The following is an 11,029-nucleotide window of genomic DNA, read 5'->3' on the forward strand; positions in this document are numbered from 1 at the left end:
CGCGGGGTGAGCGGAGCCGTCCGCGCGGTGGTCGCAGGAGCGATGCCTCGACGCGTCACTCCAGGATGGTCAACGGGTCGCCGACCCGCAGGGTTCCGGGGTGTTCGGGGATCAGATTCTGGCCGAAGATCGTCGCGCCGTCGATCCGGTGGTGCTTCGCCAGGCTGCGCATCGGTTCCCGGCCGCGTTCTGCCGTCTCCTGGTTCGTGGTCGGTACGACGCAGCGCGCGCAGCGCTTGGCGACCCGGAAGGTGACCTCGCCGATCCTGATCCGCCGCCAGTCGTCCTCGGCCCACCCCTCGGTGCCGTCCACGACCGCGTTGGGCCGGAAGCGGTTCATGGGCAGCGGACCCTCGGACGCGTGGGCGCCGCGCGCGATATGGGCGTTGAGGGTGTCGAGCGAGGCGGTGGCGGTGAGGAGCAGTGGGAAGCCGTCGGCGAACGACACCGTGTCGCCGGGGCGGGAGAACTCCGGATGGACGGGGCGGCAGACCGCCGGGTCGGTCATGTGCACCAGGCGTGCCGGCACCCCGAGGTAGTCGCTGAACCAGGTGTCGGCCGCGTCGCCCGCCGCGACGGCGTCGACCTTGTCGTGGAAGATCAGCACCGGTTCCGGCGTTCCCTGTTCCGGCGGGGCCACCTCCAGTGCCTCCTGGCCGGGCGCGGTGAACCGCAGCGAGCCGCCCCCCGACGGCTGCGCGGTCACCAGCGCCGTACTCGCCTGCTGCCGTTGCGTGATGACGCGCCCGTCAGCGTCCACCAGCATCCACCTGCGGTCTCCGGCGAGCCCCCACGGCTCCACGTCCGCCGCTTCGCGGGCAAGGCCGCGAAGCGATTTGACCGGGTAGATGTACAGGGCACTGAGCAGGGCGTGCGTCGGCATACCGGCATCCTGCCAGGACCGGCCGCGGCCCGCCCGGCTGTATGCCGCACGCTGCTCAGCCCTGGTAGTAGCCCTGGTTCCCCTGGCCGAGCGGACGCCGCTGCTGATACGGGTCCTCGACATAGCCGTTCGGCACCTGACGGGGCTGCACCGGGCGCTGCGGCGCCTGGCGCGCGGAGTCGTGGCCCAGACCCTGCGCGGGAGCCTGCGGCTGCGGCTGCTGCACCGGATAGCTGCCGGTGGAGCCCGGGTTGTACCCATTGGCCCCGGTGAAGCCGTTCGCACCGTTGAACCCGTTGTACGAGCCGCTCGCGCGCCCCCCGCCGGCCTGCTGCGGGATGTACGGCGCGGGAGTGTGCTGCACCGGCGCGGGCTGCGGCTGGTAGCCGTTCGACGGGTAGCCGTTGTACCCGCCCTGGGCGGCCGGGTACTGGGCGTACTGCGACGAACCGGACGGCAGCGCGGGGAGGGCGGCCGGCAGTGCCGGGAGGTTCCTGCCGGTCTCGTACGACGGGTACGAGTACTCCGACGGAACTCTGATCGGGGCGATCTGGGGGGTGCCACGCTCAGCGACGAGGCTGTCGTAGATCGGCGTGTCCGGGAAGGACGGCGCTGCGTAGTAGCCGCCACCATAGGTGCCGCGGGGGGAGCTCATGGCACTTAAGTTAAGCCCACGATGTGCTGGTTGGGGAGACCGATTAGTAGGTTGTTTTGTGTGCTGTGAGTGACGGTCGATCCCCAATACGAGCGAATCAACGAAAATCGGTCACCATTAGGCGTTGAGATCGCGTAAAAGCCGTGTCCGCGGGGCGTTACCGGCGGTCGCCCCCGACCGCGGAGCGGCAGCATATGTCCGACGGCCATGGGTCCGGGCTACGGTGGACGGCACCGTGCAAAAGGGGAGAGCATGACGATGCGCAAGGGCACGAATGTGCCGGTGTCCGTGCCGGCGGTCCGCGTGGAGCTGGGATGGCGTACCGGTCCCGGTGTCCCGGACGTGGACGCCTCCGCTCTGCTGCTGGTGGGCGGCAAGGTCAGGTCCGACGCCGACTTCGTCTTCTACAACCAGCCCGCGCACGCGTCCGGTGCCGTACGGCACGAGGGCAAGCGCACCGCCGGGGACGCGGTGACGGACACCCTGTCGGTCGATCTCAGCGGTGTGGAACCGGCCATCGAGACCATCGTGCTCGCCGCCTCCAGCGACGGCGGGACCTTCGGGCGGGTCCCCGGTCTGCACATCCGCCTCAGCGACCCGGCCAACGGCTCGGAACTGGCCCGCTTCGACAGCACCGACGCGTCCGTGGAGACGGCGTTCGTGCTGGGTGAGCTCTACCGCCGCCAGGGCGCCTGGAAGTTCCGCGCGGTGGGCCAGGGCTACGACAGCGGACTCGGCGGGCTCGCCACGGACTTCGGGATCTCGGTCGACGAGCCCGCCGCGCCCGCGCCGGTGACCGCTCCCGCTCCGGTGGCGCCGGCGCCGCAGACCTACCAGGCCCCGCCGCAGCCGCACCCGGCGTACCAGCCGCCGCCCCCGCCGCCGCAGCAGTACCAGGCGCCGCCGCCCCCGCCGCAGCAGTACCAGGCACCGCCCCCGCCGGTGCAGCCACCGCCCGCTCCGCCGGCCGCGCCGCAGCCCGTGCGGCTCACGAAGGTGACGCTGACCAAGGAGGCGCCGTCGGTCTCCCTCACCAAGCAGGGCGGCGTCTCCGGCGCGATGCGGGTGAACCTGAGCTGGCAGATGCACAAGCAGTTCAAGGGCTGGGGGCGCAAGAGCGGGAAGCCGTCGGCGTTCCACTCCGACCTCGACCTCGACCTGTGCGCGCTGTTCGAACTCGCCGACGGCAGCAAGGGCGTGATCCAGGCGCTCGGCAACGCGTTCGGATCCCTCCACCAGCCCCCGTACCTGCACCTGGACGGTGACGACAGGACCGGCGGCTCCGAGTCCGGTGAGAACCTCACCATCAACCTGGACCACAAGCAGGCGTTCCGCAGGATCCTCATCTTCGTGACGATCTACGAAGGCGCCCGCAGTTTCGCCGGACTGCACGCGACCGTCACCCTCCAGCCGCTGAACGGCGCCCCGATCGACTTCTCGCTCGACGAGTGCACCGTGCCGTCGAACGTCTGCGCCCTCGCGCTCATCACCAACCAGGGCGGTGACCTGCTGGTGCAGCGCGAGGCGCGCTACCTGGTGCCGCAGCGCGGGGTGAGCCCGCAGCGCACGGTCGACTACGCCTACGGATGGGGCATGAACTGGACGCCCGGCCGTAAGTGACCCGGAGCGCGTGGAACCGGCCCTGACGGAGGCGCCGCTGTGCCACAGTGGCGCCCCGGAGCGGTGGATTCCGGGAGGTTTCCGCCGCGCTCCGTGAGGAGTCACAAGGGGTGAGGCCGTGCGGGTCGCCATGCTGTCCGGACCGGACGGGCCACGACGGCCGGACGCCTGGCACCGGGCCGCGGCCACGGTCGCCGATGTCGTCGAGCTGGTTACCGTCGGCTCGTTGAGCACTCCGCCGCTGCCGGGACTGCCGTTCGCCGGGCGCGACGAGCGGAGCCCGCACCGCTACGAGATCGAGGCCGCGCACGGGGGACGGAACCGTCCGGCCACCGCTGCCGTCGGGCAGCGGGTCACCGCGGGCCGCATGGAGGCGGTCCTCCGGGTCGAGACCTCGGAGTGCGGCGCGATCGACGTCCTGCACGGCCATGCCCCGGGTGCGGCAGGCCAGCTGCCGTGGCTGTCCAAGGTCACCGGTATCCCGTACGTCCTGTCCGAGCACGACCGCCGCTGGCTCGGCCACCCGACGCGGCCGCTCCCCGGACTGCTCGACCGGCGGCGCGCGGCCCGGCTGTACCGGGAGGCGGCCGCGATCCTGCCCGTCAGCGACCTACTGCTCGCCCGGCTCGGTGAACTCGGGCTCCCCGGCCGCCATCTGCTGGTGTCGCACCCCGTGGACACCGAGGCGCTGCCGGACGTTCCCGCCCGGGCGCGGATCCGCCAGGACCCGGTGCGCATCGTGGCCGCCGGCCCGCTCGTCGGGAACGAGGGCTGGGACGTACTGGCCGACGCCTTCGCCGAAGCGCTCGGCAAGGATGCGCGGTTACGGCTGCGGATCATCGGTGACGGGCCCGGGCTCGGCGCCGTCCGGGAACACCTCCGGCGCGCCGGGACCGGCGGCGCCGCCGTCCTCACCGGTGACCTCGGCCGGAAGGAGACCCTGCACGCCCTCGCGCACGCCGACCTCTTCGTGGACCCGCGGCACGTCAGCGGCTTCGGCACCACGGCACTCGACGCGCTGTGCTGCGGCACCCCGGTCGTCGGCAGCCGCACCGGCGCGTTGCCCGAACTCGTCGGTGGCGACGGCGGCATCCTCGTACCGCCCGCCGATCCGCACGCCCTGGCCCTCGCGCTGGTCGAGGCCGCCGCGGAACTGACGCGGCGGCAGCCCGCGGCGCTCGCGGACCGGACCCGGCGGCACTTCGGGCCGGACGCCGTCGGCGCGCGGCTGGCCGCCGTCTACACCGAGGCGTCGGGACGCGCGTAGGTCCTGCCCTTCCACGCCGCGCCCCGGCCGCGGTAGTGCTGCACCGCGGAATCGACGGTCATCAGCAGATACAGCGCCGCGGTGAAGGGGAGCAGCGGCGCCGGCCACAGCGGCTGCCGGTAGTAGCGCAGCATCGGCAGATAGGTCCCCGCCATCACCGCCCACGCGGCCGCGCCCAGAGCGCACAGCGGCCAGGCCCCCGCCGCCGCACCGCCCAGCGCCGCCAGCGGTGGCACCAGATAGACGAGGACGAGCCCGGCGACGGTCGCCGCCAGGACCGCCGGATTGTGCCGCAGCTGCGCGTAGGCGCTGCGCGAGACCATCCGCCACAGCTCGCCCAGGTCCGGGTACGGGCGCACGCTGTCCACCCGGTCCGCGAGCCCCAGCCAGATCCGGCCGCCGCCGCCCTTGACCGCGCGGGCCAGCGCGACATCGTCGATCACCGCGTGCCGGATCGACTCCGGCACCCGGGCCGCCTCGACGGCCGAGCGGCGGATCAGCACACAGCCGCCGGCCGCGGCGGCCGTCCTGCCGCCCGGACGGTTGATCCAGCGGAACGGGTACAGCTGGGCGAAGAAGTAGACGAACGCCGGGACGATCAGCCGTTCCCAGACCGTCTCCACGCGCAGCCGGGCCATTAGCGACACCATGTCGAGGTCCGCCGCCCGCGCCGCCGCCACCAGCGCACGCAGCGAATCCGGTTCGTGCGCGATGTCCGCGTCCGTGAGCAGCAGGTACTCCGCGCCGGTGCGCTCGGTGGCCAGCGCGATGCCGTGCCGTACGCCCCACAGTTTCCCGGTCCAGCCCGCCGGGAGCTCACCGGGCGAGTCCACCGTCAGCGGCAGCCCGCCGTGCAGCGCGCCGAGCGACCGGGCGGTCTCGCCGGTCCCGTCCGTGCTTCCGTCGTCGATGAGGAAGACCTCGGCCCGGCCCGGATAGTCCTGTGCCAGCAGCGAGGGCAGGCTCAGCGGCAGCACGGCCGCCTCGTCCCGGGCGGGCACGACGACGGCCACCGTCGGCCACGCGTCGGCCCCACCGCCCGGTCCCTTCTCCGGTCCCGGCAGCCGGACATCCGTCCGCCAGAAGAACCCCTGTGCCAGCAGCAGCCACACCCACGCCAGCAGCGACACCCCAGCGACCCACGTCAGCACCGTCACCTGCCGCAGTCTGCCGCAACCGCGCCACGGTGGGTCCGGACGCGCCCGGACCCCCCGTGCCCTGAGGGCCGCGGGCGGTCGTCGCATAAGGTGACCGGGTGAAGATCGCGCTGCTGGACTCCGGAATCGGCCTCCTGGCGGCGGCCGCCGCACTGCACCGGCTGCGGCCCGACGCCGACCTCGTACTGTCCTCGGATCCCGACGGGATGCCGTGGGGCCCGCGCACCGCCGAGGACGTCACGGCGCATGCGCTGGACTGCGCGCGGGCGGCCGCGGAAACCCGCCCCGACGCGCTGATCGTCGCGTGCAACACCGCCTCCGTGCACGCGCTGGCCGCGCTGCGGGCGGAGCTGGAACCGGCCGTGCCGGTGATCGGTACGGTGCCCGCGATCAAGCCCGCCGCCGCGGGCGGCGGGGCGGTGGCCATCTGGGCCACGCCCGCGACGACCGGCAGCGCCTACCAGCGCCGGCTGATCGACGAGTTCGGCAACGGGGCGGCCGTGACGGAAGTGGCGTGCCCCGGGCTGGCGGACGCCGTCCAGCACGCCGACGACGCGGCGATCGACGCGGCCATCGCCGTCGCGGCGGCCCGTACGCCGCACGATGTGCGCGCCGTGGTCCTGGGCTGTACGCACTACGAGCTGGTGACCGAGCGGATCCGCGCCGCCGTCCAGCGGGCCGGCGGTCCTGCCGTCACCCTGCTCGGGTCGGCGGAGGCGGTCGCCGCCCAGGCGCTGCGCAGGCTCGGCGCGCTCCCCGAGCCGGCGGCGGAGCCGTCCGGCAGCCTGACGGTGATCCTCAGCGGCCGCCGGTCCGAGCTTCCCGCGTCCGCGCTGGCCTACCCGGAGGGCGCGGCGCTCGGAGCGGGCCGCATCCGCCTCAGCCCGTCGGCCTGAACCCGTCCCGCCCGGGTCCGTCCGGCCGGCGTTCATCCGCCCGCTTCATGAGGCTGCCGACTCGCCGGTAGCTGAGTAGGCTGCGGACCATGACGGAAGCTCCTCAGGGAGACGCGCCCGCGCCCCAGATCTGGCCCCCGGTCTGGACAGGACGCGCCCACAACCGCATGCAGTGGCTGCCCGCGGCCGCCGGCGCCGCCTGTATGGCGCTCGGGATCGAGCTGGCCGTGGAAGGCCCCTACACCTCGGGTCTGGCGCCGCTGGTCATGTCGGTGGTGGGCTGTGTGGCCGTCGGGCTGCTGGTGCTCTTCGGCACGGTCGCGTTCACCCATGTGCGGGTGACGGTGGACCGCGAAGGCCTCTACGTGCGCTGCGGCCACATCGGCGTACCGCGCCGCCGCATCCCCCTGGACCAGGTCAGCTCCGCGGACCTCGCCCCCCTCGTCAGCCCGCGCACGTGGGGCGGCTGGGGCTATCGCTGGCGGCCCGAGATGGGGACCGCGGTCGTCGTACGCCGCGGGCCGGGTGTGGTGCTGGTGCTGGGCAGCGGGCATGTCTTCACAGTGACGGTGGACGACGCCGAGGGTGCCGTGGCGGCGATCCGGCAGTGGGTCGGCCTGCGGCCGCGCAACGGCCTGCCGCCGGTTTCCTGACACGGGTCGTGGGCCGGGCCCTCCGGGGGAGGGGTCCGAAATCGTATATTTACGTGCCTGGCGGCCCACAAATACACGGCAGCATTTCGGACCCCTCCCCCTCCGGCCCCGTCCCCCTCACGTTCGCCCCTGATCCGGCCCGGCCCTCGGCTAGGGCGCGTGCCAGGCGTCGTGGGCCAGGCGGGACTTTCGAAACACGCCCTAGTCCGGCAACGGACGCGCCGCCGCCAGGCCCGCCAGGATGCCTGCCGCGGCGGTCACCACCGCGTAGCTGAGCACGTGGTCGACGGTGGCGAGCATGGAGAGCCCCGTCAGGGCGGCTCCGGCGGTCAGGACGACCGGGGTGGAGCGCGGGGAGCGCCACAGCGTGCACAGGACCCAGGCGAACGCCGCCCCGAGGAGGGCGAGGCCGGGAAAGCCCTGTTCCGCGGCGACCTGGAAGACGGCGGACTGGGGAGTGGGCGGTCCTTCGGTGGCCGCCAGTGCGCCGGCGCTCTCCACGCGGAAGCGGTCGGGGCCGACGCCGCGCACCGGGTGGTCCTCGGCCATTCCCACCGCGTCGCGCCACAGCTCGACCCGGGGCGCGGTCAGCTGTCCGGCGAGGGAGGCGGAGAGGCCGGACGGCAGGGTGTCGGTGGCCACAGCGTACGTTCCGCCGACCGCTATCGCGGTCGCCAGCGCGAACCCCACCAGGGCCAGCAGCCGACGGCGCATGTGCGAAGCGGCCAGGGAGCACAGCAGCACTCCGACGGACGCGGCGAACCCGGCCGTGGAGCCGAGGGCCAGCGCCAGCGCCCCGGCGCCGGCTCCGAGTGTGCGCAGCACCAGCCGCAGGGGCGGGGAGGGCGCGCTCCAGGCGGCGCAGCAGGCGGCGCCGGTGGCCAGGACCAGCAGCGCGGCGTCGGCGTTCGGGTAGCCCAGCGGCGGCGTATCGGCGGCGCCGGAGAGCCGGCCGGGCATCACCAGGGTCGCGACGACGATCGCGAGCGCCATGCCCGCCGGGGCCGCGACGGGCAGCAGGGCGCCCGCGATCCGGCCCGTCGCGTATCCGGCGGTCACCGCGAGAAGTGCCAGCAGCAGACCCTCGGGGCGGGCCGGACGGCCCGCCGCGGCGATCAGCGACCAGGTGGCGCAGCCGACGAGCACGGCGACGCCGAGCGCGTCGGTCCTGCTGCCCTGAACTCGTTCCTCCGGGCCGTCCCGGCCGTCCGCACGCATCGCTCCTGACGCCCCGCCGGTCGCCGTTCTCATCCCCCGGTACCCCCTGACGCCACCTGGACGCGACGGGGTGCCGTCGCCGTCCGGTCCCCGCGTAGGCGCTGTCCCGGTCACCGTAACGGCTCAGGTGGTGAGTTGTGGATATGTAGTGCAGGAACGATCCACCACTTGGTGGCCCTGGTGCTGGTGTGACGATCAGGGGCTCTCGCTAGGCTCGGGGGATGCCGATTCCCGAGTTCATCCGCGCTATCCGTGCCAAGGCGGGCAACACACTGCTGTTCATGCCCGGCGTCGTCATGGTGGTCTTCGACGACCGCGGCAGAGTGCTGCTGAACCGCCGCTCCGACACCGGGAACTGGGCGCTGATCGCCGGTATCCCCGAGCCGGGGGAGCAGCCCGCCGCGGCCGCGGTGCGGGAGATCCAGGAGGAGACCGCGGTGGTCGCCGTCGTCGAGCGGATCCTCGGTGTCTTCACCAACCAGGTGATCGAGTACCCCAACGGGCACCTCGCGCAGTACATGGACGTGGTGCTGCTGTGCCGCGCCGTCGGTGGCACGGCGAAGGTCAACGACGACGAGTCGCTCGACGTCGGCTGGTTCGCCCCCGACGCGCTGCCGGAACTCGCGCCGCTGCACCGCGAGCGCATCGCGCTCGCGCTCAAGAACGAACCGGCGGCCTGGTTCGTCCCGGCCCCGGACCCCGGTCCCCGCGAGCGCTGAGCACCCATGGCGCCACGCCACATCCGGTGGCGCCGAAGTGTGGGTGCGGCCGCCATCGGTCGGCGGGCGATCGCTGCCTAGCCTGCCCAGCATGACGCTGATCTCGCCTTCCGCCGTGGACCTCGGCGGCCGCACCGCACTCGTCACCGGGGCCGCCGGGGGCATCGGCCGGGCCTGCGCCCTGCGGCTGGCCGCCGCCGGGGCCAAGGTGCGGGCCGTCGACCGTGACGCCGACGGGCTCGCCGCGCTGCACGAGGAGGCCGCTGGCCGGCCCGGCTCCGTGGAGACCCTGCTGCTGGACCTCACCGATCTCGACGCCGCCGAGCAGGCCGCGGCCGGTACCGACATCCTGGTCAACAACGCCGGGCTGCAACTCGTCCGCCCCATCGAGGACTTCCCGCCCGATGTCTTCTCCACCGTTCTGCGCGTCATGCTGGAGGCGCCCTTCCGGCTGATCCGCGGGGCGCTGCCGCACATGTACGGGCAGGGCTGGGGCCGCATCGTCAACATCTCCTCCGTGCACGGGCTGCGGGCCTCCCCGTACAAGTCCGCGTACGTCTCCGCCAAGCACGGTCTCGAAGGGCTCTCCAAGACCGCCGCCCTGGAAGGCGCCCGGCACGGGGTGACCTCCAACTGCCTGTGCCCCGGCTATGTCCGCACCCCGCTCGTGGAGCGGCAGATCGCCGACCAGGCCGCCGCGCACGGCATCGCGCCCGAGCGCGTCGTGACCGAGATCCTGCTGGCGGACTCGGCCGTCAAACGGCTGGTGGAGCCGGCCGAGGTCGCGGAACTGGCCGCGTATCTCTGCACGGAACAGGCCTCCTTCATCACCGGCGCCTCCCTCACGATGGACGGTGGATGGACCGCCCACTGAACGCCGCTGGCGCCGGGGCCGGGCGGGCCGGTATGCCTGTGCCCATGAATGACGATCACCCGGCAGCCGACGAACCGGCCGAGGCCCCCTACCTGCGGCTCCTCGCGCGGGGCGCACCGGCCGAGGAGTACGAGCGCCCGGTGCTGCGGGCCCGCGCCGACGGCGCGCCCGTCACCCGGCTCGCGGAGCTCGAACGCGCCAAGCGGCTGGCCCTGCGGGTCCGGGACGAGCTGGAGGGGCGGCGGCGGCGCGAGGCGGAGCTGTCGGCGCTCTTCGCGACCGCGGGCGATCTGGCGGGGCTGCGTGATCTGGACGCCGTACTGCAGGCCATCGTGCAGCGGGCCCGCTCGCTGCTGGGCACCGACGTCGCCTACCTCACCCTCAACGACCCCCGCGCCGGGGACACCTACATGCGGGTCACCGAGGGCTCGGTGTCCGCCCGTTTCCAGAGCCTGCGGCTCGCGATGGGCGCCGGGCTCGGCGGGCTCGTCGCGCAGACCGCCATGCCGTACGTCACCGAGAGCTACTTCGACGACGAGCGGTTCCGGCACACCCACACCATCGACTCCGGGGTCCGTGACGAGGGCCTGGTCGCCATCCTCGGCGTGCCGCTCGCCCTGGGCAGCGGGGTCATCGGCGTGCTCTTCGCCGCCGACCGGCGGATCAGGGTCTTCGAACGCGAGCAGATCGCCCTGCTCGCCTCGCTCGCCTCCCTCGCGGCCGTCGCCATCGACACCGCCAACCTGCTGGAGGAGACCCGCTCGGCGCTCGACGGCCTCGGCGCCGCCAACGACACCATCCGCACGCACAGCGCCGTCCTGGAACGGGCCTCCGAGGTCCACGACCGGCTCACCGAGCTGGTGCTGCGCGGCGGCGGGGTCGACGACGTGGCCGCCGCCGTCGCCGAAGTGCTCTCCGGCACGGTCCGGGTCACCGGAACCGGTACCGGCGGCGAGCCGGTGCCCGCCGCCCTCGCGGCCGCCGTCGCCCGCTCCCGGGCCGACGGCCACGCGGTGCGCGAGGGCGACACCTGGACCGCCGCCGTCACCGCGGGCGGCGAGCTCCTCGGCGCCGTCCTGCTGCTCGG

Annotated in this window: 11 protein-coding genes; 7 read left to right on the plus strand and 4 right to left on the minus strand. The window is 73.7% G+C overall.

What is annotated here, in order from left to right:
- Nucleotides 1-55: 55 nt before the first annotated feature.
- Together G3I60_RS18500 and G3I60_RS18505 are read right to left on the minus strand one after the other, a co-directional pair.
- The gene (locus tag G3I60_RS18500; protein ID WP_138353821.1) at nt 56-883 is read right to left on the minus strand and encodes an MOSC domain-containing protein; all 828 of its coding nucleotides are present in this window, start codon (nt 881-883) and stop codon (nt 56-58) included.
- A gap of 55 nt (nt 884-938) precedes the next feature.
- Nucleotides 939-1,538 carry a DUF6643 family protein gene (locus G3I60_RS18505; RefSeq protein WP_138353820.1) on the minus strand — a complete coding sequence of 200 codons (600 nt, stop codon included), beginning with the start codon at nt 1,536-1,538 and terminating at the stop codon, nt 939-941.
- 258 nt (nt 1,539-1,796) lie between these two features.
- On the opposite strand from G3I60_RS18505, the gene G3I60_RS18510 reads away from it, so the two are divergent.
- Together G3I60_RS18510 and G3I60_RS18515 are read left to right on the plus strand one after the other, a co-directional pair.
- On the plus strand, nt 1,797-3,158 hold the full coding sequence (locus G3I60_RS18510; RefSeq protein WP_164299480.1) for a TerD family protein: 1,362 nt from the start codon (nt 1,797-1,799) through the stop codon (nt 3,156-3,158).
- 118 nt (nt 3,159-3,276) lie between these two features.
- On the plus strand, nt 3,277-4,425 hold the full coding sequence (locus tag G3I60_RS18515) for a glycosyltransferase (RefSeq protein ID WP_164299476.1): 1,149 nt from the start codon (nt 3,277-3,279) through the stop codon (nt 4,423-4,425).
- Here G3I60_RS18515 and G3I60_RS18520 read toward each other — a convergent pair.
- A complete protein-coding gene (locus G3I60_RS18520; RefSeq protein ID WP_164299474.1) occupies nt 4,398-5,582 on the minus strand; it encodes a glycosyltransferase in 1,185 nt (394 codons plus the stop codon). The two genes, G3I60_RS18515 and G3I60_RS18520, sit on opposite strands and share 28 nt — an antisense overlap.
- A gap of 98 nt (nt 5,583-5,680) precedes the next feature.
- On the opposite strand from G3I60_RS18520, the gene G3I60_RS18525 reads away from it, so the two are divergent.
- Both G3I60_RS18525 and G3I60_RS18530 read left to right on the plus strand, forming a co-directional pair.
- A complete protein-coding gene (locus G3I60_RS18525) occupies nt 5,681-6,478 on the plus strand; it encodes an aspartate/glutamate racemase family protein (RefSeq protein ID WP_164299472.1) in 798 nt (265 codons plus the stop codon).
- A gap of 89 nt (nt 6,479-6,567) precedes the next feature.
- Nucleotides 6,568-7,131: a hypothetical protein gene (locus tag G3I60_RS18530; RefSeq protein ID WP_138356004.1), complete on the plus strand. Its 564-nt coding sequence runs from the start codon at nt 6,568-6,570 to the stop codon at nt 7,129-7,131.
- A 201-nt stretch (nt 7,132-7,332) separates the two neighbouring features.
- Here the strand turns inward: G3I60_RS18530 and G3I60_RS18535 are convergent, their stop codons facing one another.
- Nucleotides 7,333-8,382, minus strand: a complete 1,050-nt coding sequence (locus G3I60_RS18535) for an O-antigen ligase (RefSeq protein ID WP_164299470.1) — start codon at nt 8,380-8,382, stop codon at nt 7,333-7,335.
- A gap of 188 nt (nt 8,383-8,570) precedes the next feature.
- On the opposite strand from G3I60_RS18535, the gene G3I60_RS18540 reads away from it, so the two are divergent.
- The 3 genes from G3I60_RS18540 to G3I60_RS18550 form a co-directional block, all read left to right on the plus strand.
- A complete protein-coding gene (locus G3I60_RS18540; protein WP_164299468.1) occupies nt 8,571-9,068 on the plus strand; it encodes an NUDIX domain-containing protein in 498 nt (165 codons plus the stop codon).
- Between the two features lie 91 nt (nt 9,069-9,159).
- Entirely contained in the window at nt 9,160-9,942 is a 783-nt protein-coding gene (locus G3I60_RS18545) for a 3-hydroxybutyrate dehydrogenase (RefSeq protein ID WP_138356007.1), read from the plus strand.
- Nucleotides 9,943-9,986: 44 nt separating this feature from the next.
- A partial coding sequence (locus tag G3I60_RS18550) for a GAF domain-containing protein (RefSeq protein WP_164607501.1) occupies nt 9,987-11,029 on the plus strand: 1,043 nt, incomplete at its 3' end.

It is taken from the genome of Streptomyces sp. SID13666 (genome assembly GCF_010548325.1).
Taxonomy (GTDB): Bacteria; Actinomycetota; Actinomycetes; order Streptomycetales; family Streptomycetaceae; genus Actinacidiphila; species Actinacidiphila fildesensis.